General features: G+C 53.8%; 22 protein-coding genes. 8 read left to right on the top strand and 14 right to left on the bottom strand.

Translation table 11 applies throughout. The features are described from left to right. Nucleotides 1-40 precede the first annotated feature (40 nt). Entirely contained in the window at nt 41-829 is a 789-nt protein-coding gene (locus tag H5T64_05750) for a hypothetical protein (protein ID MBC7263850.1), read from the top strand. A gap of 4 nt (nt 830-833) precedes the next feature. Further along, entirely contained in the window at nt 834-1,898 is a 1,065-nt protein-coding gene (locus H5T64_05745; protein ID MBC7263849.1) for a zinc-binding dehydrogenase, read from the top strand. Nucleotides 1,899-2,038: 140 nt separating this feature from the next. Here the strand turns inward: H5T64_05745 and H5T64_05740 are convergent, their stop codons facing one another. From H5T64_05740 to H5T64_05695, 10 genes are all read right to left on the bottom strand, one after another. After that, entirely contained in the window at nt 2,039-2,788 is a 750-nt protein-coding gene (locus H5T64_05740) for a DUF72 domain-containing protein (GenBank protein MBC7263848.1), read from the bottom strand. Between the two features lie 3 nt (nt 2,789-2,791). Next, nucleotides 2,792-3,478 (bottom strand): nitroreductase family protein, encoded by a 687-nt coding sequence (locus H5T64_05735; GenBank protein ID MBC7263847.1) that lies wholly within the window; start codon nt 3,476-3,478, stop codon nt 2,792-2,794. Between the two features lie 44 nt (nt 3,479-3,522). Further along, nucleotides 3,523-4,992 (bottom strand): 4-hydroxy-tetrahydrodipicolinate synthase, encoded by a 1,470-nt coding sequence (gene dapA / locus H5T64_05730; protein ID MBC7263846.1) that lies wholly within the window; start codon nt 4,990-4,992, stop codon nt 3,523-3,525. Further along, the gene (locus H5T64_05725; GenBank protein ID MBC7263845.1) at nt 4,992-5,198 is read right to left on the bottom strand and encodes a hypothetical protein; all 207 of its coding nucleotides are present in this window, start codon (nt 5,196-5,198) and stop codon (nt 4,992-4,994) included. Before H5T64_05725 ends, dapA (H5T64_05730) begins: the two co-directional genes overlap by 1 nt. An 8-nt stretch (nt 5,199-5,206) precedes the next feature. Next, nucleotides 5,207-6,634 (bottom strand): 4-hydroxy-tetrahydrodipicolinate synthase, encoded by a 1,428-nt coding sequence (gene dapA, locus H5T64_05720; GenBank protein MBC7263844.1) that lies wholly within the window; start codon nt 6,632-6,634, stop codon nt 5,207-5,209. A gap of 133 nt (nt 6,635-6,767) precedes the next feature. Continuing rightward, nucleotides 6,768-7,910 (bottom strand): sugar ABC transporter permease, encoded by a 1,143-nt coding sequence (locus tag H5T64_05715; GenBank protein MBC7263843.1) that lies wholly within the window; start codon nt 7,908-7,910, stop codon nt 6,768-6,770. A gap of 104 nt (nt 7,911-8,014) precedes the next feature. Further along, complete coding sequence (locus H5T64_05710) at nt 8,015-9,208, bottom strand: sugar ABC transporter permease (protein MBC7263842.1); 1,194 nt, start codon at nt 9,206-9,208, stop codon at nt 8,015-8,017. Between the two features lie 228 nt (nt 9,209-9,436). Next, on the bottom strand, nt 9,437-12,910 hold the full coding sequence (locus H5T64_05705; protein ID MBC7263841.1) for a DNA polymerase III subunit alpha: 3,474 nt from the start codon (nt 12,908-12,910) through the stop codon (nt 9,437-9,439). A gap of 102 nt (nt 12,911-13,012) precedes the next feature. Beyond that, nucleotides 13,013-14,455 (bottom strand): phosphoglucomutase/phosphomannomutase family protein, encoded by a 1,443-nt coding sequence (locus H5T64_05700; protein MBC7263840.1) that lies wholly within the window; start codon nt 14,453-14,455, stop codon nt 13,013-13,015. Nucleotides 14,456-14,480: 25 nt separating this feature from the next. Further along, entirely contained in the window at nt 14,481-15,125 is a 645-nt protein-coding gene (locus tag H5T64_05695; GenBank protein MBC7263839.1) for an N-acetyltransferase, read from the bottom strand. A gap of 377 nt (nt 15,126-15,502) precedes the next feature. Between H5T64_05695 and H5T64_05690 the strand changes: the two genes are divergently transcribed. Further along, a complete protein-coding gene (locus tag H5T64_05690) occupies nt 15,503-15,865 on the top strand; it encodes a hypothetical protein (GenBank protein MBC7263838.1) in 363 nt (120 codons plus the stop codon). 197 nt (nt 15,866-16,062) lie between these two features. Here H5T64_05690 and H5T64_05685 read toward each other — a convergent pair whose 3' ends face one another. The 4 genes from H5T64_05685 to H5T64_05670 all read right to left on the bottom strand — a co-directional run bounded on the left by H5T64_05685 (nt 16,063) and on the right by H5T64_05670 (nt 19,483). After that, nucleotides 16,063-17,229 carry a glycosyltransferase family 4 protein gene (locus H5T64_05685; GenBank protein MBC7263837.1) on the bottom strand — a complete coding sequence of 389 codons (1,167 nt, stop codon included), beginning with the start codon at nt 17,227-17,229 and terminating at the stop codon, nt 16,063-16,065. 77 nt (nt 17,230-17,306) lie between these two features. Then, the gene (locus tag H5T64_05680) at nt 17,307-18,260 is read right to left on the bottom strand and encodes a prephenate dehydrogenase/arogenate dehydrogenase family protein (GenBank protein MBC7263836.1); all 954 of its coding nucleotides are present in this window, start codon (nt 18,258-18,260) and stop codon (nt 17,307-17,309) included. Nucleotides 18,261-18,303: 43 nt separating this feature from the next. Further along, nucleotides 18,304-18,861, bottom strand: coding sequence for a hypothetical protein (locus tag H5T64_05675; protein ID MBC7263835.1), 558 nt, complete (start codon nt 18,859-18,861; stop codon nt 18,304-18,306). Next, on the bottom strand, nt 18,839-19,483 hold the full coding sequence (locus tag H5T64_05670) for a site-2 protease family protein (GenBank protein ID MBC7263834.1): 645 nt from the start codon (nt 19,481-19,483) through the stop codon (nt 18,839-18,841). The genes H5T64_05675 and H5T64_05670 overlap by 23 nt, the downstream gene beginning before the upstream one ends. Before the next feature lie 122 nt (nt 19,484-19,605). On the opposite strand from H5T64_05670, the gene H5T64_05665 reads away from it, so the two are divergent. The 5 genes from H5T64_05665 (at nt 19,606) to H5T64_05645 (ending at nt 24,509) form a co-directional block, all read left to right on the top strand. Beyond that, nucleotides 19,606-19,803, top strand: coding sequence for a DUF951 domain-containing protein (locus tag H5T64_05665; protein ID MBC7263833.1), 198 nt, complete (start codon nt 19,606-19,608; stop codon nt 19,801-19,803). Beyond that, on the top strand, nt 19,800-21,179 hold the full coding sequence (locus H5T64_05660) for an MFS transporter (protein ID MBC7263832.1): 1,380 nt from the start codon (nt 19,800-19,802) through the stop codon (nt 21,177-21,179). The genes H5T64_05665 and H5T64_05660 overlap by 4 nt, the downstream gene beginning before the upstream one ends. A 44-nt stretch (nt 21,180-21,223) precedes the next feature. After that, a complete protein-coding gene (gene mnmE / locus H5T64_05655) occupies nt 21,224-22,600 on the top strand; it encodes a tRNA uridine-5-carboxymethylaminomethyl(34) synthesis GTPase MnmE (GenBank protein MBC7263831.1) in 1,377 nt (458 codons plus the stop codon). A gap of 75 nt (nt 22,601-22,675) precedes the next feature. Further along, nucleotides 22,676-23,806, top strand: a complete 1,131-nt coding sequence (locus tag H5T64_05650; GenBank protein MBC7263830.1) for a glycosyltransferase — start codon at nt 22,676-22,678, stop codon at nt 23,804-23,806. After that, the gene (locus tag H5T64_05645) at nt 23,796-24,509 is read left to right on the top strand and encodes a hypothetical protein (GenBank protein ID MBC7263829.1); all 714 of its coding nucleotides are present in this window, start codon (nt 23,796-23,798) and stop codon (nt 24,507-24,509) included. Before H5T64_05650 ends, H5T64_05645 begins: the two co-directional genes overlap by 11 nt. Nucleotides 24,510-24,552 lie beyond the last annotated feature (43 nt).

The raw sequence follows: 24,552 nt of genomic DNA, 5'->3' as shown, positions 1-24,552 counted from the left end.
TGTTCCTTGCCATACAATCTAAAACAAGGAGTTTCATAAGATGAGCGGTAAAATAGCAAGATTAAGAAAGATTTTTAGACCCGATGGAAGGGCATTAGTAGCAGTCCTGGACCATGCCAGCGGCATGGGACCAATGCCCGGCCTTGTGGATCCGCGAGTTGCTGTTGAAAAATTGATAGCTGGTGGAGCCGATGCGATTGCGACAAGTTTCGGCACAGCCCATAAATGTGCTGACCTGCTCGACCACGTCGGATTGATCCTACGGGTCGATGGCGGAGTGACTGCGCTCGGCGACTTTAGCGCTGGCATGAAATTGCTGTTCACGGTCGAAGATGCCCTGCGGATAGGCGCTGATGGTGTGATCTGCATGGGTTACTGTGGCGAGGGTGAAGCCGGGAATCTCCCCTATTTGGCCGAACTAGGTAGCGCATGTCAAGAGTGGGGCATGCCGCTTTTAGCGGAGATGTTGGTCCGCGTCAAGGGCGGCGGTCGAGGTACTGACCCTAAACATGTTGCATTAGCAGCGCGCATTGGCGCTGAGTACGGAGCGGATTTCATCAAGACGACCTACACTGGCACCCCGGAGAGTTTTAGGATGGTGACAGAGAGCTGCCTTGGCTTGCCCGTGCTAATCCTGGGCGGAGAGAAGATGGAAAGTGATCAGGACGTATTAGAAACCGTCAAGGGTGCTATTGAAGGTGGGGGTGCAGGTGTTGCTATGGGCCGTAATTTGTGGCAGCACGAACATCCCGACAAAATCACAAGGGCTATTGCTGCTATCCTGCACGAAGATGCTTCTGTGGAAGCAGCCCTTAAGTTGCTGAGGTGAAAGGATGACAGAAAAAATGACCGTGGCGGTTTTCACCGCCCCAGGAGAATTGGAATTCCGAGAAATCGCTCGCCCGGCTCCCAAGCCTAACCAAGTGTTGGTCAAGATCAAGGCTTGTGCTATTTGCACAGTGGAACAACGCACGTGGAAAGGCTCTAGAGTTCCAGGGCTCGGTTTCCCCATGATAGGGGGACACGAGGCTTCGGGCGAAATAGTAGAGGTAGGAGAGGCCGTACTCCAGGATTTCAAGCCAGGTGATAAGGTGGTCTTGGGTGTGGGCTCCGATTGCGGGGCTTGCTACTATTGCCGGCGTGGCTGGAACCAGAGGTGCAAATACGGCTGGGATTTGTATGGCAAGTATGTATCCCAATATGAAGGGTTGCCGGGTCTGTGGGGTTTCAGCGAATACAGAGTAGTGAACGAAAATGAACTGTTCAGGGCCCCTGGTGATGTACCATTTGAGGAACTGGCTTTGGGTGAACCATTGTCGTGCGTCATACACAGCATGAAAAAACTGGACATCAAACTTGGCGACGACGTTGTGATCATCGGCGCCGGAGCAATGGGATTGTTGAACCTCATGGTAGCGAAACTCTATGGAGCCCGCACCATCGTCAGCGAACTGATGGCGCAACGCCTGGAGAAGGCCCGCGAAGTGGGGGCCAACGCGGTGATCAACGCCTCTGAAGAAGACCCCGTGGAACAAGTGAAAGCCCTTACAGAAGGCCGTGGGGCAAATTTCGTCATCGCCGCGTTCGGAAGTGGCAAAGTCAACGAACAAGCGATGAAGATGCTGGATTATGGCGGTCGCTTCGTTCTCTTTGCCGCTGCTTATCCGCCCACCCCTTTAGAATTGGATCCCAATCAGATCCATTCCAAAGAGTTCATCATCTCCGGCACGAATGGGAAAGATCCCGAAGATCTACGCGTGGCAGCGAAACTACTCTCTCTGCGAATGGTTAACGTAGGCCCTGCTATTGAGGCCGTGATGCCTTTCAGAGAACTCAAGGAGGCTTTGGATTTGGCGGTACGGCCGGATACTTACCGCGTGATAGTCAAGATGGATTGACCCTGAGCAACAAAAGCGGCGCTGTGGAATTCAAAGAGCCATAGAGACTTTCTACCCTGATCCTGGGTTGTGAGTAGTCATTAACCTAGTTCAGGGTAGATTTATGTTTAAACATAACCGCTTGCGCTGTGGCTTTGGGGCTAACAACCTTCTCCAAGCACGCGTCGCAAGGTGAAAGCGTTCTCTACCGCGTAGCCAAAGGCATCGTTGTTGAAATAGACATACACGTCACGCCCCTCATCGCGGAAAGCGGCTATTTGCTCTGCCCACCAGGCTAACTCTCGGTCACTGTACCGGCTCCCGTAGAGCGCCTGCGCTCCATGCAGACGGATATAAACAAAAGGCGCAGTAGCGCGCAGGATCAGGGGATATTCGGGCAGGCTGATGATGCACAGCGCAGCACCATATCGTTCGAGCGTTTCATATACGGGTTCTGTCAGCCATGTGCTATTACGGAACTCAAAAGCATAGCGTAGGTCGGTCGGCAGCAGAGCCAGGAAATCCGCCAGGCGTTCTAGATTGCAGTTCCATCCTGGCGGCAATTGGTACAAAATAGGGCCCAATTTGGGGCCCATCAGGCGTGCTCGGACGAGGAGGTTCTCAATGGCTTCGCCTGCATCTTTCAGTTTCTTTACGTGCGTCACAAAGCGACTGGCCTTCACGGCAAAAATGAACCCCTCTGGCACGCTAGTCGCCCAGGCGCGGAAAGCGTTCTCGCTCGGCAAGCGGTAGAAACTAGCATTCAATTCTACGGTCTGGAAATGGTCGGCGTAGAAGGCCAACCATTTTGCGCTGGGCAACTCCGTTGGGTAGAAGATGCTGCGCCAATGTTGGTACACCCAGCCGGAGGTACCGATCCGGATCTCTGGCCGCTCTCCATTCGATGCCATTGGCTATACCCTCGGGTAACCTACCGGGATGAGATATAGAGGCTTGTGGTCAGCAGGTAGTGCGAGTGCGATCTGAATCTCTTCATCCGCGAAAGCCCCGATAGGCACTGCGCCCAGACCCAGGGCAACGGCTTGCAACAGCAGGTTTTGCGCCGCGTGGCCAGCCTCTAATTGTACATAACGTGCTGCCCGTCCGCCATATTTGCGCTCTGTTCGCCCGTATACCGCAGCCAGCACGAAGATCACTGGTGCCTCTCGTAACGCCTCCTGCTGAAGTCCGGCGTGCCACAAGGCAATGCGATGGTCCCCTTGTATCTGGAGGACTACTCGATGCCCCTGTGGTATATAACGGTATGCCGCTTCGGGGGTGGCCAAATAGACTTCCAGCGGGTAAAGTGCGCCGGCCGAGGGAGCAGTCCGGAATCCCCTTGGATCCGTGACTCCTTGAGTGGCCCAAAGCAGTTGTGAAAGTTCGTCCCAGGTCAGTGACTGGGTGGTAAACTGACGCACCGACCGCCTTTTGGCAAGAGTTTCCTCCAAGGACATCGGCCCCTCGGTGCGAGGTGTAGGCAGGGCAATCTCTTCTGGTACTATGGTAGGTGTGGGAACTATCTTGTCGGAGATGCATGCTGAAAGAGTTGCGGCCAAACTTGTCAGGGCAGCCCCTTTAATGAAACTGCGACGGCTCATCTTCCCTCCTTGAGACATTTGCGGTCTCCATATTGGGTCTGGGGTTATGGGGCATAGCGGAATGGATGACGTGCCGCCGCTTTTTCTGTCAGCATCTCGGCCAGCGTGGGTCGACCCTCGATGGCCTTGCGGATAGCGGCGCGCATGGCTTTGTAATTATTGAATTTGATACGCGTCCGGTTGGCTGCTGCTGGGTGGACGAAGACGTTGGCAATGAGCGACAGATCATCCAATGCCGCCTCTGGCAGAAACCCGCTTTTGATCTCGGCCTCAATCGCCAGGCGTATGCCCTCTGCCGCGTCCTGATACACCTGCATGGCCTGACGTTCGGTGCGAATAGTGACTGTCGGGACCAATAACGTGCGTGGGCGCGGCGTCACGATCGTCAACTCGTGGCCCGGACGTGGTGTGCCCAAAGCTTGGTCAATGGCCCGCCCCACCGGGCCGTTGTTCACACCGATGAGCAAGTCCACGTGGGCCAGTTCATAGAATGGTGGCCCGGCAAACCCCTCACCCACCTTCATAGTGAAATCTTCCACGGTTTGCGGTGTGGACGGAATAGCAGGAATCCGTGTCACGATCACCTTATCGCCGATGAGATATCGTGTTTCACGCAGTGGGATCTTGCCCAAATCCTCGAGTTGAATGCGCAATTCCTCGTAATCCTCTCGGCGAAAGGCCCCACCTGGCATGATGGGATGGCGTGAATCCCCCACCTCCAGTCCCATGGCTCGCAAACCCTCTTTCACCGCCTGGGTGGGACCATTATTCGCCACGATGCGCACGAGTTTTTGTATCTTCGCCTGCAATTCTTGGGCTCGCACTATATCTCCGCGTTGCACGCTCTGATAGATATCCTGCCAGATATCGGGTATCAGATTGGCACTGGCCAGGATAGCCCCATCGGCTCCCGCAGCCAAAGCAGCAGTGACAATCTCATCGTGGCCACAGAAGATGCCTCTGCGTCCCTTCACCTTCTCAAAAAGCGCCTCTAGGAAAGGCATATCGCCACTGGAATCTTTGATACCCACTACATTGTCCAGATACGCCATGCCTTCCGCCGTCCACCAGCGAAAATGTGTCCCTGCACATTGCGGGATATTGTAGAGGATAATGGGCAGACCCACTTTGCTGACCGCTTCATAATGCTCGTAGATTTCGTTGAAAGAGGGTTTGAGGTAGTAGGGAGCGACCACCAGCGCTGCCGTAGCGCCCATTTCCTTCGCCGCGGCCGTGAGCGCAACGGTCTCAGCCGTCGTCGTGGCCCCGGTCCCTGCTACTACTGGTACCTTGTTACCTGCTTCCTCCACTGTGATTTGGATGACGCGCAGCCGTTCTTCGACGGTCAGGTAAACAAACTCGCCTGTTGTTCCGGCTGGTACCAAACCATTTACATGGGGCAAGACATAGCGAATAAGCCGGCGCAATGCCCCTTCATCTAACTCCCCGGCAGCAGTAAAAGGTGTAACCAATGCCGGGAAAATACCCTTAAACCAATCTGGCTTCCCTGACATTATCTTCTCCCCTGCATCACGCGGATAAAGTGGGCGATCGAGCGGTCATAAGTGCGCTCAGCCTCTGGTGGAAAGAGACAACCGGGCAACTCACCCATGCTTTGGTGATAGGAAATGCACTCACAACAGATGCCCTTGCGGCTGCATGGTTCATAAGTGCAGGTGCAACGGGCAGCGTTCTTCTCGACATTGCATTTGCGTTCCATTTTCGACCTCACCTTCCTGTAAATGCTTTATCAATTGCCTCGTTCATCGCACGGTATACGTTTTGGTAAAGCGTATGCCGATCCAATGCTTGGGGGTGAATGCTTGTCAAAACCATCATCACGGTATCAGTCATGGCGCTCTCGGGGATGATGTCTCTTTCTAAGGCGTCAGCGATGGCACGAGCAATGGCAGCCTGGGTGGGCCCGTAAACCATATTGGCCTGGCGCAGATTCTTTAGTTCGGTGGTGGGCACGACGAGGGTCGCTGGGCGGATGGTCAAATTGGGCTCCAAGATGGTGGTCAGCGCCTCATAGCGATGACGGGGGTAGGTGAGTTGCAGGGCATACGCCTCACCCACCGGGCCATTCACTGGTCCAGCGACCAAATCTAATTGCACGCCTTCGACGCCCTCTCCTGCCCGCGCGGTGGCTACGTGCGCCCTTGCTTCTTTGAGCGTTGCCGCTGAGAGACCCAGTTCTGTGAACCGTTCATCCAGTGGACCGGATGGTGGTTTAAAAACAATCTCTTTGGGCGTTACCTTGCCCAGTTTTTCTAGTTCTAACAGGATTTCGCCCTTCACCTCGTTGATAAGCACGCCGCCCTCCCGCAGTGGCCTCCGCGCCACGCCTACTTTGACGCCCATCATGTTTAGCGCGGCTTTCACTGCGACCCCACCTCCATAGCGGCAGAAAATTCGTGATAGTTTCTGCACACTTCTCTGTCGCTCACTTGCTGTTTCCAGGTCGCCCCTCTGCACGGCTGCGTAAATCTCTTGCCATATCTCCGGGTATACTTGCGCGCTGGCGAGGATCATCCCCGAGCAACCACCCGCTAACGCGGGCAACACTACCTCATCGTGACCGATCAAGACATCAATGCGCCCGTTGGTCATCTCCAGCACCTCCATCGTGTAGGTGAGATTGCCAGAGGAGTCCTTTAGGCCAATGATGTTGGGGATATCGGCTAGATCTTCGATAACTTCACGAGGCAGGTAGGCATCTACCGTCTGGGGTATGTTATACAATATGAGGGGCAAATCCACCGCCTTCGCCACCTCGTAGAAGTGTTGATAGATGCCCTTGTCAGAAGGGTGCAGGAAATAAGGAGCGACGACCAGGCATGCCTTGGCCCCTACCTCTTGCGCCATCTGCGCCAATGTGATAGCCTGGCGAGTGGAGGCGGCACCTGTGCCAGCGATGACAGGCACGCGCCCGGCCGCTTCGTCTATCACGATCTCTACTACACGGCGATGTTCCTCGGGTGACAGATAGACGAACTCGCCCGTCGTACCCGCTGGAACCAGGCCATCCACGTGAGGCAGAACATGGCGCACTAGGTTGCGCAACGCCTCCTCATCAATTCTCTCGTCCTCTTTGGTGAATGGGGTGACCAGCGCAGGGAATACACCGCGCAGCCAACTGGCTTTGTGGGACATTTGCATCTCCTTCTTAGCGATTACCTGCTCAAAACGAAGGGCATAAGAGAACGACCGGGTTCTCTTATGCCCTCACTCAGTGACGCACTTTCAGCCAACTCATCTAGGAAATTGCCTCTTGTTTGTGCAGATTTCAACCCTTCACGCTGCCTAGTGTTAGACCAGTGATGAGCCACTTGGATGAGTATAAGAATAGGGCCATGGCTGGGACTGCCACTAATATGGAAGCGGCAGCGAAACGGCCGGCGGCTAAAGTGTACTGCCCAGCGTAAGTCCACAGCCCCAAAGGCCAAGTGTACATAGGGCCCTTTTGCAACACCACGCGGGCTACCATGTACTCGCTCCAAGAACTCATAAAGTTAAACAGGAATACGATCGCTAAGGCGGGCGTGGAGAGCGGCAATATAATACGATAGAATGCCCCCAGTACATTGCAACCATCAACACGTGCCGCCTCCTCCAGGTCAATTGGAATCGTGTCGTAGTAACCTTTCAGGATCCAAATGCTGAAGGGTACTGCGGTCACGGAGTAGGCAATGACCAATCCCAGATAGGTATTGATAAGGTTCAGTCTTGTGAGCATGATGTATAGTGGTAACAGTAGCATGCCTGCCGGTATCATCTGCGTGGTGAGCAGGAAAATAAGCCCAGGTGCGCGACCTGGGAACCTAAACCGTGAGAATGCATATCCGGCCGTCGCCGAAAGTATCACGCCGATGATGGCCGTGGTCACCGTGATAGCCAGGCTGTTCCATAACCAGAGGAAGAAATCGGAAGCCCGTCGCTTTTCTGGATTACCGAAGAGCACTTCGCGGTAACTGTCCAATGTGGCATCTTTAGGGATAATCGCAAGATCAGTGGAGAGAAGTCGATCTCCCGGCCGCAGGGAAATAGTGAAGATACGCAATACCGGGTAGACGGCGATCAGGCAGGAAAAAATCAGCGTCAAGTGGATGTTAAGGCGCTTGTAAATGCTGTCGCCACGCGTGCCGAAAAAGAATTTGTGCAAGGTTGGGCTACGGTGAATGATGGCGAGCACACCCTGTAGGAGCACTACATCCACGGCAAAAGCGGCGGTCACGGCTGCCAGCCTGGGGAGTAAGGAGAGCACTCTCTGAAACAGAGCGTCGGCGAATACCGCCAACCCCGCTTCACTCAGTAACGGTAGTTTGGCGGCTCCCACAGCGCTATAAGCCTGGGGTGCTGTGAGCGCTATCACCGCAATAATGCCGAGGTAAACCCAGATGTACCGCGGAGTGCCTCGGAAAATTTTCATCAGGGTATAGACAGTCGCGAAGTTGAAATTGATCGCCAATAGAATGCCAACGAGGCATAGAATCACTTGAGATAAAGACATCTCGACAGCCTCCTATCCGGTAACTATTCGTAGACTGTTTTCAGCCCACCCGTGGCCCGCAAATAGATAATCGCGAATGTGAACAGGAAAGCGAAGATCACCAACGCAAATGCTGCAGCGAAACCGTAGCGGTAGAAAGAGAAAGCAGCCTTGTACAGCGAAGTGACCAGGATATCCGTTCTCTCCTGCGGTCCCCCCTGTGTGATAAGATAGATAACATTCAAGTTATTGAACGTCCACACCGTACCTAGAATGATCGCTGGCGTCATCACGGGGCGCATGAGCGGCAGGGTGATGTTCCAGAATTGCTGCACGTCGGATGCTCCATCAATTTCCGCCGCCTCGTAGTATTCGTGCGAGATACTCTGCAAGCCTCCTAGGAAAATCACCATCATAAAAGGTATTCCCAGCCAGATATTGGCCAGACAGACGGCCACAAAGGCCCATTGAGGGTCTTGGAGCCAGCCAATTGGTTTCAGACCCACTGTTCTTAACATGACATTAAAAAAGCCGTAGTAAAAGTTGAATTCGTTGCGGAGTGACATAGCAGCAATGGTTTGTGGAATGGCCCACGGAAAGACTAAGAGCGTGCGATATAAGCCCTTTAAGCGCATCGGGCGGTTCATCAGCAAAGCCAACGCCATGCCACCCGCTACGTGAAAGACCACATTGACAACTGTCCACAAGACGGTGCGCCACAACACTTGCCAAAAAGTGGCGTTTCGGGCGACGGTACCAGTGAAAACATTCCTGAAATTGGCAATCCCTTGCTGCAGCCCAAAGGTCGGGTTTTGGGCCGTTCTCATGGACATGTCTGTGAAGGCAAGCCAAATATTGAATATAAATGGCCAGATGATCAAGAGCGAAATCCCGATCAGCGCTGGAGCCAGTAGCATGTACGCTATACCCACTCGACTAACCCGAGGCTCGCTCAGGAACCAGTAAGCCACTGCCAAAGCCGCTACCGACGCCAAACCAATTGCGACCTTGACCGTTTTCGTTGGTGTGGCCATCGGCCATAGTACGCGCACAAATACATACATCACACCAATAGTCAGCAGGAGCATGAGAATACCAACGAGGAGCCTCTTCGGGCGACGATTGAAGAGCAGGTACAGAACCGCCTCCACAAATGCAATCATAACTATAATGAGCCCGAGAAACTGACTGATTTGGCGGATCGTTCTGATCATAATATCAAAAGTCAATGTAATCATGCAACCAACCCCTTTCCAGTACGCCCAAATGCATTGGCGCCGCCCGGTCTGTCCCAAACAGCATCAAAATCCTCTAGGAGTTTTTAATATTGTAACGGGATTTCCCTGAATTGCAAAAGTTTAGGCCAAAAAACGGCTACGCAGAAAAGAAGAAAACGATTTTGGAAAACACTTGCGCGACTAAGGAACGTATTGTTGTCCCAGGCGGGGCGAGCACGTCGCAGATTGTCAGATCCGTTCCACTTTCACTGCATCCGGTCCAAGTATGTTGGTCAGCGTGGCTGCCAACTCCGGCGTGAAATGGGTCTTCGCGTTTGGAAAGTCTAATTGCACATTTCGCGGGCCTTGCATCAGGTGTAGGGAAAACCGATCCGTTCCGTTTTCATCTAGCAGAAGTTGATAAATCTGGCGCATTTGAGATATGTCCTGTTGTGGATCATCCGAGCATTTGAGAAAAACGTGTATCCAGCAGGGTTGCGATCCCACGGACTCGCTCTCCTGACGCATGGTAGGATACATCTGCACGGATTTGCAGATGAGGGTTGCCTGGTCGTTGCGATCATCTACAACACCGGTTATGAGCACCAGATTGTCTTCCTGCAGCATATCTTTGAATTTCTCGTGTTCCCCAGAAAACACTACTACTTCTATAGACCCGCGTCCATCTTCGATTTGCACAAATGACATTGGCTTGCCGCGTTTCGTGGGAATGGTGCGGGCCCGGGTGATCACTCCGCCCACCTTGACTAAGTGGCCCTTCATCGAAACGTCTATTTCATCAAGAGAAGTAAGACCTGATACCGGGTTGCGTATTAGATACTGCAGGGGGTGCTCTGATATGTAAGTTCCTAGCAGGTCTTTCTCCCAAGCAAGGAATTGTTTCTGCGAGATAGGTGACGCCTTCACAGGAACGGCCGTGATGGAAGCAGCGTTCCTCTGCACCAACCCAATGTCCACAAAACTCAACTGGCCGGCCTCCCGCGCCTCGTGAACACTTTGGCTGATATTCATCATTCGCTCTACTAAGGCTAACAGTTGACTTCGTGGTCCAAAAGAGTCCATTGCTCCGCTTTTGATCAGGAACTCAAGACCCCTCCTGTTGACCACTCGTAGATCTACACGGCGGCAGAAATCATCAAGGTCCTCAAATGGCCCCATTGTTCGGGCTTTTAGGATCGCCTCAACCGCCCCTTCGCCCACATTCTTGATGGCCTTCAGCCCGAAGCGGATGGCTGAGGTAGTTTGCTGCTTGTCCGGCGTCGGTATTTCTTCAATGGTGAAATCCATCTGACTACGGTTGACATCGGGTGGCAGCACTTCAATGCCCATGCGGCGGCACTCCGCAACGAGCATGCCCACCTTCTCGGTGTTTCCGCACTCCACTGAAAGTAAAGCCGTCATGTACTCTATAGGGTACTTGGCACGCAGGTATGCGGTCTGACAGGTGATCACAGCGTATGCTGCGCTGTGGGCCTTGTTAAAACCGTAGTTGGCGAAAAATTCGATGTCAGAGAATATCTGATCAGCGATGTCCTTCGAGATGCCTCTAGACACTGCTCCTTTAACAAAAGTGTTGCGCAGCCTTCGCAGTTCCTTCTCTTTCTTCTTGCCCACAGCACGGCGCATCAGGTCCGCTTCAGAAGCCGTGTACCCGGCAATGTCGGTAGCGATACGAATGATCTGTTCCTGATACACAATGATGCCGTAGGTTTCTGCTAAGATGGACTCCAGGCTGGGGTGGCGATAGGAAATCTTCTCCTGCCCATATTTTCGAGCGATGAACTGCGGGATAAATTGCATGGGGCCGGGCCGGTATAGAGACAGCAAAGCCACTACGTCCTCAAAATTGCTGGGTCTCAACTCGCGCAAAGTCTTACGCATTCCGCCGCCCTCAACCTGGAAGACGCCCGTTACATCACCAGAGGAGAGCAGATCGAAGATAGCAGGGTCGTCCAGAGGGATGGACTCTAGAGTCAGATTCACGTTGTGCCGTTGCGCAATCAAGTCCACAGCCCGTCGCATAATGGTCAGTGTGGAAAGACCTAGGAAATCGATCTTGAGTAGACCTATTTCTTCCAGGTCCTCCATCGGAAACTGGGCGACCACTTCATCGCCCCGCACGGCGCGCTGTAAGGGCACGTATTCAATTAGTGGCTTATCCGCGATGACCACGCCCGCGGCGTGAGTTGAGGCGTGCCGTGCAATGCCTTCCAGACTCTGGGCTTTGTCAATGAGATCTCGGACATAATCGACCGTTTCGTACATTTGCTTGAGTTCGGCGACAGTGTCCAGGCCATCTTTAATTTTCTTTTTGGGGCCGGAGGGAACGAGTTTGGCGATTTGATCAACCTCACCCGGGGGCATACCAAGTGTGCGACCCACATCACGGATAGCCGCCCGTGCACCCAATGTCCCGAAAGTGATGATCTGGGCCACTTGCTCCTGACCGTATTTCTGGACCGCGTAATCTATCATTTCCTGCCTGCGGTCGTCGGGGAAATCCAGGTCAATATCAGGCATTGTAATTCGGCCAGGATTCAGGAACCGCTCGAAGACGAGTTTGTTCGATAACGGGTTCAGATTTGTTATACCCAGGCAGTAAGAGACGATGGAACTCACCCCGGAGCCGCGCACATTGCACCAGATATCTCGGCTGCGGGCGAAACGCACGAGATCCCACACGATGAGGAAGTATGTATCGAAGCCCATGTTGTGGATAACATCCAATTCATAGTCCAGGCGGGCTCGCAACTCGGGTGTAATCAGGGCAAAGCGCCGTTTCAATCCCTCTTCGCAAAGCATGCGCAGGTAACTCTGTGGAGTGTGCCCCTCTGGCACATCGAACAAGGGTAGGTGGTGAACACCAGTCTCAATCTGGACGTTGCAACTCTCCGCAATACGAATTGTGTTCTCCAGTGCCTCAGGTAGGTCGGGAAAGAGCGCAGCCATCTCTGCGGCGCTCTTGAGGTAGTAATCTCCACCTTCCATACGCAATCGCTTGGGATCGTTTACAGTGGTGTTTGTCTGAATACATAGCAAGAGGTCATGAGCGGCTGCATCTTCGGGGCGCACATAATGCACATCATTGGTGGCCACCAAGCCAATGCCCAGTTCGCTGGCCAGGCTAACGAGGCCAGAGTTGATCTTTTGGAGTTCTGGTACTCCGACATGGCTCTGTAGTTCCAGGAAAAAGTTGTTCAGCCCAAACGTATCCCGATACCAGGCAGCGGCCTTTCGCGCCTGATCCATTTGGCCTTCTGCAACGAGCCGGGGAACTTCACCTGAGCCGCAGGCTGAGAGAGCAATTAGACCTTCGCAGTGTTCGCTTAATAGCTCTTTATCCACGCGAGGCTTGTAGTAGAAACCATATAGATGGGCGTGGCTCGAAAGGATTAGGAGGTTTTTGTACCCTGTTTGGTTCTTGGCGAGCAGGACGAGGTGATAGGGGTTCGCATCTTTATGGGCTTCTTTCTGAGTCATGCGGCGCGGTGCAATGTACATCTCAATACCGAAAATGGGCTTGATGCCGTGGGCTCGGGCCATGCGTTGGAAGGCAACGACAGCATACATTACCCCGTGATCTGTGATGGCCAAGGAGTCCATGCCCAACTCTTTGGTGCGGGTGACCAAGTCCTCTAACCGCGCAAGGCCGTCGAGCAAAGAAAATTCGCTATGCACATGCAGGTGAGTGAACTTAGGCATCCTATATACCCTTGCAGATTTCCGCGCACTGAACTATTTGTGCCCCGTCTCTTACCATTGTAACACCAAAGAATGGCACTTACACACCCAATTTCAATAACTTTAAGCCATGCTTCTATTGGCCAATTGTGCCCCTGTGGCCAAAAGTGCTTCCACTATCTCTGGGCTGCGGGCTTCGGCGTAGATGCGTAGCAAAGGCTCAGTGCCAGATGGCCGGATCAAAAGCCAACTTTCGTCGTCGAGTAGATATTTGATGCCATCCCGCTTATCCACTTGCACTATCCGATGCCCAGCCAATTCTACTGGGGCATTCGCTGTCAATTGCGCTACTAGCGAAACTCTATCAAAAGCCCGAGTCTTCACGTCTTGGCGGCGATAATAGAAGAATCCTGTCTCTCTCATGAGGTCTTGGATGATAGCACTCAATGGCTTCTTTTCATACGCCAGGATTTCTGCAAGCAAAAGCCCCATCAAAATGCCGTCACCTTCTGGTATATGGTGCTGAATGGTAATGCCACCACTCTCTTCACCAGCGATGAGCACGTTTTCTCTTTGCATGATCTCGCTAATGTGTCTGAATCCGACTGGCGTTTCGTGTAAGGGCAACCCATACCGAGCCGCTAACCGACTGACCATTTGCGTAGTAGAAACGGTCTTCACGACCGATCCGCGCCAGCCGCGCTTTTCCACTAGGTGTCGCAAGACCAAACTGATGATACAGTGCGGGTCCACAAAACGTCCGTTTTCATCCACCGCTCCAATACGATCGGCATCACCATCGGTTGCCACGCCCAGGTCATAGCCGCCGACACGCACTGTCTCGATCAGCGCGCGCAAGTTGCGCTCAATGGGTTCGGGGTGAATGCCGCCAAAGCCAGGATTCATCTCCGCGTGTATTTCTTGTACTTCACAGCCTATCTCTTCCAAATACCGGCGTATATAACCTCGTCCTGCGCCGTACATTGAGTCCACAACTACCCGCGGTCTGCGACGGGAGATGACAGTCGCATCTATAAGTGAGCGCACGTGGATCAGATAAGAGGGCATCGGATTGAAGCGCTCGACGTGGTCCTCTGGCGTTAGAACGCCCGGCTCCGAGGCCCACAATGCTTTGTATTTAGCCGTGTCCGTAGCCGGGTGGGAAATGAAATGCTCTACTCGATGTGCCTCCTCGGGCAGCACTGAGCCACCATGGTGCGCCTTGAGTTTGATGCCGTTGTAACGCGGCGGATTGTGACTGGCAGTGATCATGATGCCCGCGGTAGCCTTTTTGTCGAGAATGGCATAAGTCAAAGCGGGTGTCGGGCAGTCCGATTCACTCAGGTGTACCGAAAAGCCGCGGGCCGATAGTAGGCGAGACATCTCGATAGCATAGCGGTCGGAAAGGAAGCGGGTGTCGAAACCGACCACAACGCTGGCGTTATTTATCCCATATTTTTCATCCAAGTAATCGCCAATGGCCCAGGCCACGCGGCGCACGTTCTCGAAGGTGAACTCATCGCTGATTACTGCTCGCCATCCATCGGTGCCAAACTCAATCGCCATGTTTGCGTTCCTCGTCGTTGTCTTTTCAAGGTACTACGTCGTATTCCCGACCACAGATTGGACACTGCATGCTCAGAGCATCTCGCTTAGCCCTCATTTTCTGGAGCCGAGCGCCGCAATCACAAACGTAGCCCACCAGCCGGGCAGGGTTGCCTATCACTAAACCGCGCTCTGGGACATCCTTAGTAACGACAGCGCCAGCGCCGACCATAGCAAAACGTCCGATGTGAATACCCGGTAGGATAATGGCGCCTGCGCCAATAGAGGCCCCATAATGCACCGTCGTCGGGGTTACGGTCCAATCGGACTCTGTTTTCAACCTGCCTTCTGGCGTAATGGCCCGGGGCAACCTGTCATTAAGCAAGCAAGCATGTGGGCCGATGAACACACCGTCTTCGATACTTACCCCGTGGTAGATAGAGACACTGTTTTGAATTTTTACCTTGTCGCCAATAACTACGCCGGCATCAATATACACATCTTTGCCGATGATGCAATTGGCCCCAATCCGAGCCCTCTCCCGCACTTGTGCTTGGTTCCAAATTTTGGTGTCAGGGCCAATTTGCGCTTCTGGCGAGACCTCCGCCGTAGGATGTATCACGGTTCCTCCTTGTAGTAGGTTGAAAAGACACTGCGTGTGCGTATCGGAACAAGATGGGTAGATGCACACGCGCCATACCCCGGCCGCGTAACGAGATAGAGGTGCTTGGAGCACTGATGAGATCGGTCTGCAGAGCCAGCACCCCTTCTAACGTGCGCACTTCCCGGGGGTGAAAAGTGATGGAAATGAGCACCGATGAGCCCCAGGGTAGGGGCAGGGGTAGCACGGGCATATTGGAGAAGAGGAAACTATTGTCACCACTGATGGACATCGCGAGTATGTGGAATTCAGGGCAGCCTGGTGGGGCACTAGTGCCACCTTCCCAGATTAAACTTAACGCCACGACCCTAGTTACTTCGCTGCCCACCCAGGCACTCCCGAAATCTACATAGTCAGCATGGCTAATGAGAACTGGCGGACACGTAGGCGTTGGTGTTGTTTGGACGGTGACCGAAGGAGTTGCAGAGACGGTCGGTGTCTGGGACCTCGTGGGTTGCACTGTAGCCGATGCACTGCTATCAGGTGTCGGTGATGAGGTTGGCGTGCTCGTGCCGGTACACGTCGTGGAGGACGGAGAAGGCGTGTTCGTCGCACTGGGCGTTATGCTCGGGGTTAGAATCTTGGTCCCATTGGCCGTCGCGGTGGGAGTGAAAGATGGCGTGGCGGTTTGGGTGGGCGAATGGGTAGCGGTGGGTGATGCCGGAAGCGTGCTCGTCCCGCTTGGCGTCCTGCTCGGAATTGGTGTCTCTGTTACACTGCCTGTCGCGGTAGGAGTAAAGGATGGCGTAGCTGTGACGGTGGGCGTGTGAGTCACAGTCGCGGTGGGGGACACCGTCCCTGTCGGCGAAATAGGCGCAAAAGCCCTGCCGTGAGCGCCCTTTGGTTTTGAAATGGAGAGGGGCATATTTAACAATGTGAATCCCAATATCAGTGCCATCAGTTTCGCCCCACTACCCGCACGCCGTGACAACTTTTCCTCTTTCGCGGGTCTATTGATGGAGGTCTTTCAGCGTGCTCTGACCAGATGATATATTTCCATGATCTCTTTGCCAGCCCGATCCCAGGAGTAGTGCTCGATGGCTCGCTGGCGAAGCCTACACCCTATCTCCTTGGCTTCCTCTTCATGATCCAAGGCGTAGCAGATGCGCTCGGCCAGAGAAGCGGCGTCACCCGGTTGGGCGTACAGTCCCAAGTCAGCCAAATACTCCCGACTGACTGGCACGTCGAAGGCCACTGTGGGCAATGCCATAGCCATGTAGTTCAAAATCTTGCCGCTTCCTTCGGTGGCCGACATTTTCGGGGCTACTGCTACGTCGCCCAAGGCCAGGTACTGCGGCGCTTCGCTGTAGGGTATCTTGCCCGTGAAAGTGACGTGGCTGTCTAAGCCCAGCCGCCTTGCCTTAGCCTGGTATTGATCCACCGCCGGATAGCCCATGATCAGAAAATGCACATCATCTCGCTCGCGTCGTAGTATTGCTGCTGCTTCTAACAGCAGATCAGTGCCTTGGTAATGGGCCAACAGTCCGAGATACACTACGGTTTTGCGGTGCGTTGGGATAGACCATGCTGCACGCAGAACCTGCAATCGCTTCGGACTTTGTTGCGGGGTGAAAGTATCAGGATTCACGCAATCGGGTATGATGGAGATGTTTTCTGGAGTACAATTGAACTCGCTGATTAGCAGATTTGTGGCGTGCTGTGAACTGGTCAGAATGGCGTCGGGAAGATGATCAATCCACTCCTCCAACCGGCGCATAGGCCGATAAAATGCCCCATTGGGATTGAGGAAGCGGTGATCAATCATCTCGCCTGTTAGACTGCCCTGGAAATCAAAAACGAGCGGGACGCCACGCAACCGGCTGATGGGGAAACCAATTAATGCTCCCTCATGCAAGTGAGCATGTATGATATCCGGGTGAGTGCGCAGGGCGGTGGCTAGCGTTGTCAGCCCCAATAGCCCATCGAAGGCGATTTTATGCCGTGAAGACCCCACTTCATAATGTTTTCGCCAGGGAATGCTGGCTGTGCGCCGAATGTCCAGCCCATCTACGTCTTGGCCATTGTGGTAGGTGCAGAGAGTGATGCGGTTGCCCATTTTCTGGAGCACCAGGATTTCTTCCAGGATGCGCACGTGGCACCCATAGTCGGCGAAGAACGAGGTGGGTGCAATCATAAGAATATGATAGGTGCCGGGTGTGGGTGTTCCTTTCTCCAATGCTGGATCTACTCGTCCTTGACGCGTCAAAGGTTTTACTTCCTTGACTTTGGAGGGCGAAAAGCACTACCCAGGAGCATTTGCCTCAGACTGAACTCACTGTAATCTGTAGCAATACCACCTTCATCGCTACCTGTTAGCCATTTCTGGCGCGCCTCAGAGGCTGTTTTGAAAGTGGTTTCAAGAGCCTCTCCGTCCGCTCGGTCAAGCAATTCGCGGAAATCTCGCAACGATTCCATGTAGGCATCTAGCCAACGAGCAATATTGCTCTTGCCCAACAGGCAAAGATCTCGCTTTTCACTGATGTCGCCGCCCAGTGCATCGATCGCGCTCTCGAAAGCCACTCCGCTCAGTCGAATCAATTCGCGATGGCTTGCACTGGTCTCGACTCGGAGCATCAGTATAGCCGCGAGAATGAAAGGTAAATATCCTACAGCGGCAATGAGGCCATCGTGTTCGGCTGCGTCCAAGAAATATGGCTTTGCGCCCAGTGCTGTTACCAAGTCTGCCACGGTCTCCAAGGCCTGGGGTGTGGCAGATGGAGCGGGCGTGAGGCAGTATACGGCGTTCACAAACAAATTTGGGTCGGCGTCCTCTTGGCCATGGGCGACCCGCCGTATGATGGGGTTTCCGCCTACAAATGAGACTGCAGGTGGCAAGTGTTCTGCTGCCCAAGCCATCACCGGCGATTTCACCGATGCCGTGTCCGTGACAATGTTGCGCTCTGTGAGATAGGGGGCAAGCGCCTTTAGTGTATCGGCAATGCCCGACACGGGCATTGCCAAAATGATTACCTCAGCATCCTCACAAGCACTGATCAGATTCCAATCGGCACGGTTCACGGCGCCGCGCTTTGCAGCTGCCCCTGCCCTGGTATGATCCTTGTCATGCCCGATGATCTCGATGTCTGTGCTCGCTTGCTTGAGTGCCAGACCAATAGAAGTGCCGATTGCTCCTAAACCTACAATCGCGATGCGGAAAGGTGCCATATTTTCTGTCTCCTACACAGTTGCCGAATTATCGGCGACTAACTCAATTTGTTCCATCTGCCGCTTGCAGGGCAACCAGAAGTGCTTTGGCTTCAGGCTGTGCGTTTACCTGAGCAAGGGGCGTTTGATGCTCTCGGACCAGAAATATGGTTTCGGGATCGCTGCCGGTTCCTTCGAGCAGTGCTGCTCCACGGGCGGCATGATGCACAAGAGCAAACCAGGGATAGCGCCAACCTGGACGCCCATCGCCAGCCAGCCACATTAATATACCCGGGGCGAAAGATTGCAGCAGTACAACTAGTACCCGATGCCAGAGGCGAATCCCCGCCCTCGTCTTTCCTATATCGTGTAACAAAGCCGCACGCGCAAGCGCCATTTCTTGATGTCCTGCGCGTTCCAACACAGAAAGCACTTTCAAAGCATGATGTTGATCAGGAACGGGCATCCCTGTGAAAAGGGTCCGTTCAGCAGGGCTCAGGTAGCGATCAATCCGTGGGTCATCCACAAGTTTTCGGCTGGTACGCAAATTCTCAAAGAACCGCCGAACGCGATGTAGAAAAGCCAACCCCGCCAATACCTTATCCAAGGATAAGACGCGCAAAGAACCCCACTATGGGGCTCATAAATGTTCGAAAGAGGCCCACTGGTAATAGCTGGTCCACCATGATAAGCAAAAGCAGGAGCATTGGGCCACGGCTTTCTAAATCGCTGAGAGTGCTAGCCCAGGCATAGGCCCAGGGAGCACGAATACTGGCTAAGATGCCCTGCAGGACGCTGTAGCCATCCAACGGTGGTAGGGGGATCAAATTGAATACCGCGATGCCAATATTTGTGAAAACGACCAGATAGAGGATCAGGCCAAGCGCGGTGGGCATAGTCATACTCAAACGGATGGGGATGGCGAGTGCCGAAGCCGTGATGAGGTTGGCCAGTGGTCCGGAAAGTGCCACCAGCGCCATGCCTGTCCGCCGGTTGGGCCGGAGATTGTAGGGATTCACAGGAACAGGTTTGCCCCAACCAAGCCCAAAACCGGTTATCGCAGTGAAGACCATCATCATCGTGCCCAGAGGGTCGAGATGCACAATAGGGTTCAGAGACACCCGCCCCAAGTACCTTGGTGTGGGGTCGCCGAGATAATTCGCCATCCAAGCGTGAAGAAACTCATGGACTGTAATGGCAATAAGAAGGCCCAAGCCAATACCAGCAAAATGAAACAGACTCAAATTGTTCTCCTTTGGGCTGCTTTTTCTACCGCACAATTATACTACAATTCTGGACGGCTGAGAAATCTTTGCCCGAGCCGCTGATCTGCGCTATAATCCTGAGTTGCAGAAAGGGAAGCGAGATGGTAGTTGAAGTCAATGTGAATGATATCGTGCGCCTGCGAAAGCCACATCCATGTGGTGGATATGAGTGGCGCGTAGTGCGTGTAGGCGCGGACATTGGCCTCAAATGTCTAACCTGTGGTCGCCGCGTGCTCCTGACTCGCCGGAACTTCGAGCGGCGGCTGAAGACCATGGTCTCACAAGCAGCGACGGAATGATTGTACATAACAAGGGAAAAGACGAACCAAGAGAGCGCGGCTTTGAGGTCCTTCTGCACAATCGCAGTTTCGCTTTGTTGTGGATTTCGCAGATATTCTCTCAAACGGCTCAAAACGCAACGTACTTCGTGCAAATGGTGCTGATCGAGGAAATCACGGCTTCCAGCACTCAGATGAGTCTAATGATCGTGGCGTTTAGTTTGCCACCCCTTCTCTTCAGTACCATTTCGGGTGTGCTAATTGACCGTTTTTCCAAGAAGACTATTCTTCTCGCCTGCGCCTTTTCGCGCGTTATATTGATCGCTTCCTTTATTCCAATTCGCCACGCCCTTGTTGGAGGTCCGCTTATGCTGGCTCTGTATGGCCTGACTTTCGTGGCTTCAACTATTGGCCAGTTGTCGGACCCCGCCGAATCGGCAACTGCCTCCCTATTAGTCGAAAGGCGTTACCTGTTGATGGCGAATTCCCTGTTCCATATGCTTTTTACCACCACCCAGTTGTTTGGGATGCTCCTATTTGCCCCATTTCTGGTGAAACTGGGCGGTGTAGATTTCGCATTTGCGGTTATCGCGCTCAGTTATCTCATTACTGCTACGCTCATCGCTTTTATTCAGGTTCGGGAAATACGGCGTGAGCAATACCTAGATCAACGTACTGCTCTGAATCGCATCCTGAGCGATCTAAGCGAGGGCTGGACGTTCATTAGAACCCAACCCCGGGTGCGGATTGCTATCGCTCACTTGGGCCTGGTTTCCTTCTTGGTGATAAGCGTTGCCTCCTTAGCTCCAGGTTTTGCCGCTCGCGTGTTAGGCAGGGCCCCATCCGATGCCCTCTACATCTTCCTGCCAGCGGGGATAGGAATGCTGTTATCCACTTTTCTTTTGGGTCGTTTTGGTCATCACGTCGCAAGAGAGAAGTTGATCCACGGGGGTTTTGCCGTCGGTGGTATGGCCATACTAGCATTGGCACTAGTAGTATGGGGGCGGGGAATGCCTGGACGTCCAGCGCTAGGTCCTATTACAGGGACGACCATCAAACAAATCACCCTCTTCTCTGTACTTCTGGGAAGCGCAATGACGGTGGCAGCGATCTCTGCGCAGACTGCGCTGCAAGAATCCACTCCGCCGAGACTTCGTGGCCGCGTCATCGCCGTGCAATTCTTGACTACCAGTGCAGCCTCACTCCCGCCTATGCTCTTCATTGGCAACATGGCGGACCGTGTTGGCATTCCTCCCGTAATTCTGCTTATTGCGACGGTTGTGCTGCTCTGGGCAGTTGTCAATGTGCGCTATGGCTCTACAGCGAGGATCGAGACAGTACCCAAATGGCAGCCTGTTCCTGGTGAACAGCCAACTGACCCTCCAGACGAATCTTGATAACCCCAAACTTGACACGGCTATCTTGCCAAGGTTTTTGGCATATGTCTACGTATAATCTGGAAGACACGATTGCGGCCATATCCACGCCACTAGGCGAAGGCGGTATCGGGATCGTGCGCCTGAGTGGTCCCGATGCCTGGCCAATTGTAGCTCCCCTCTTCCGACCTGCCCGCGGTAACGGTGATTCCGTGCCCGTTTCCCATCGCCTCTCTTACGGTTACATTATAGACCCAGAAAAGCGCGAAGTTGTGGATGAGGTGCTTGTGACCCTGATGCGGGCCCCCCGCACGTATACTCGCCAGGACATCGTAGAAATCAATGGGCATGGCGGCATCGTGGCTTTGCGTCGCATCTTAGAACTCGTATTACGTGGCGGGGCCCGATTGGCGGAACCTGGCGAGTTCACCCTGCGGGCTTTCCTGAATGGGCGCATTGACCTAGCCCAAGCCGAGGCAGTGCTCGATATCGTGCGAGCGAAAACCGCCACTAGTCTACACCTGGCAGTCCATCAACTCGAGGGCCGATTTTCCCGTCAAGTGCAAGCGATCCGGGCCAATCTTATGAAAGCATTGGCTTACCTCGAGGCTACAGTGGATTTCCCAGAGGATGAGATCGAACCTTTTGACATTGAGCCCGTGCTGATCGCGGCGGTGGAGATGCTAGAGCAGGGCGTGGCAGACGCCAACCAAGGCATCCTCTATCGCCAGGGGGTACGCACGGTGATAGTGGGTCGCCCGAACGTGGGCAAGTCCAGCCTGCTCAATGCACTCTTGCGTGCGGACCGCGCCATCGTGACGCCTATTCCAGGCACCACGCGGGATACAGTGGAAGAAACGATGAACCTGCGGGGTGTCCCCCTCTGGCTGATTGATACCGCAGGCATCGGGGATGTCAGGGGATTGGTGGAGCAATTAGGGGTCGAGCGTAGCCGCCGTGCTTTGGAAGAGGCAGATTTGATTCTTTTGGTGGTAGATGGCAGCGAACCGCTGAGAGATAGCGACTGGGAGATTGCCAGCGCGGTGGGGAACCGAGCTGCTCTCTTGGTCGTCAACAAGATGGATCTGCCGCAAATCGCTGTCCCCACCGAGTTTCTGCCAGGGTTGCGGCGAGTGCACATTTCCGCGTTGACTGGCGAGGGCCTTTCTGTGTTGGAGGACGCAATCCTGGATCTGATTTTTGCTGGGCGGGTTCTGCCAGCAGAAGGGCTGGTGGTGGGCAACACCAGACACAAAGAAGCATTGAGCCGGGCACTGGCCGGGGTACGTGCAGCGCTAAATTCACACCGACGCGGATTGGCTGCTGACTTTGTGACCATTGACTTGCGAGCGGCTATCAACGCCCTAGGCGAGATAACTGGCCAGACTGTAACGGAAGACCTACTGGAGAGCATTTTCTCCGATTTTTGCGTGGGCAAATGAATCCTTGAGGCTTTTCCTTTTGGCGAAAGCACTAATTTATAGTAGAGTAGTTTCTATGAGGTACATAAGTGATACATGCGCGTAGCGATTGTCTGCTCATGGCTGAATCAATATGGTGGCGCAGAGAGGGTGTTGGAAGCAATAAAGTCTCTATATCCTGATGCTCCAATCTATACCTCTATCTTCTGGCCCGACGCGTTGCCGGAATCCTATCGTTCGTGGGAGATACACGTCTCAGCACTGGATCACTTCCCATTCATCCATCGGTATCACCGCCTTTTCCTGCCACTCTATCCCCTGGCATTCGAAGCCTTCGATCTGAGCGCGTACGATCTCATCCTCAGCGTTACCAGTGCTTTCGCTCATGGTGTGGTCACCACCCCTCAGTCATTGCATATCTGCTATTGCCTGACACCAGCGCGTTTTTTGTGGGATTACGAGAATTACGTGCAGCGAGAGGGCATCGCGAGGGCGTTGAAACTGTTATTACCGTTTGTGTTGCGGGGATTACGTCAGTGGGACCGTCTTGCCGCTGACCGGGTGGATGAGTTTGTTGCCATCTCCGAGGAGGTGGCACGACGAATTGCAAAGTACTATCGCCGGCCCTCACAAGTTATTTACCCACCTGTTGAGACGGCGCGTTTCAAACCTTCTGAAGAGCGGGGAGACTACTTTCTGATCATTTCCCGGCTGGTGCCCTACAAGAGGATTGATCTAGCCGTGGAGGCATTCAATCGTCTTGGCTTGCCCCTGGTGGTCATCGGTGATGGGCGTGATCGTGCCGCATTAGAGCGTATAGCGCAGCCCAACATCCGTTTCCTAGGTAGGGTCAGCGACCGAGAAACAAGCGAATACTTGGCTCGCTGTCGCGCTTTCATCTTCCCAGGTGAAGAAGATTTCGGAATCGCGCCGTTGGAAGCCCAGGCGGCTGGACGGCCAGTGATCGCCTACGCTGGGGGTGGTGCGCTGGAGACAGTCCAGTCGGGGGTGACTGGCACGTTCTTTTATCCCCAAACCGCCGATGCACTGGCAGAAGCGGTGGCTTCATTTGATGAGACGCGCTACAACCCCATCGAGATCCGTCGCAATGCTGAGAATTTCGATGTGAGTGTTTTCCAACAGCGTTTTCGAGAATTCGTGGAATCGCGCTATGCCGCTCGCTGTGTGTCGCCTATAGCGCGAGGAGGATATACAAGTGGAACTTAGAGAATATGCACGCATTGTTTACAGGCGACTCTGGGTTATTGTTCTGCTTTTCATTGTGGTCCTAGTAGCCAGTGTGCTCCTGCGCCCACAAATAACCCCGACGTATTCGGCCTCCATGCGTTTCTTGGTTGGCGTCGAGCCTGAACCGCGCACAGGCGACAACTACCATTATGATAAATACTATACTTGGTTGACTGCTGAGTACTTAGTAGATGATCTGGCAGAACTGGTCAAAAGCCGAGCCTTCGCTGAAGCGGTGAGCACACAGATGGGTGGGAATATCACTCCTGGCTCGATTCAGGCTTCCACCTACGCAGGTAAGTTGCACCGCGTCTTAACAGTGAATGTCTCCGGTAGTGATCCAGAAACGCTGTTGAAAATAGCCGAAGCGGCCGCCGCTATCCTGCCGTCTGAAGCGCAACGGCATTTTGCTCAATTGGGGACAGAGGGTGTTGTTGCCAGTCTGATTGATCCGCCGATGGTGAACAAAGTGGGCATGGGATTGCGACAGAAGTTGGATTTGCCCGTCCGTCTGTTTCTGGGATTGGTTGCAGGTTTGGTATTGGCTTTCACCATGGATTACTTAGACGAGAGCGTTCGTGGTGTGGGCGAAGTCGAGGCGTTGGGGTTGCGGGTGATCGCGGAGGTGCCACCGCTGAGGCAAAAGGGGTGGCGACGTTGGGTGCGGCAGCGGTTGCCTTGAGGGTGGATCGCCTGCTTTGCCACATCCGCATCCTATGCTACAA

It is taken from the genome of Chloroflexota bacterium (assembly GCA_014360825.1).
In the GTDB taxonomy this organism is placed as follows: Bacteria; Chloroflexota; Anaerolineae; order UBA2200; family JACIWT01; genus JACIWT01.
Note: the sequence above shows the minus strand (reverse complement) of the source record. Positions and strands in the feature narration are given on the sequence as shown.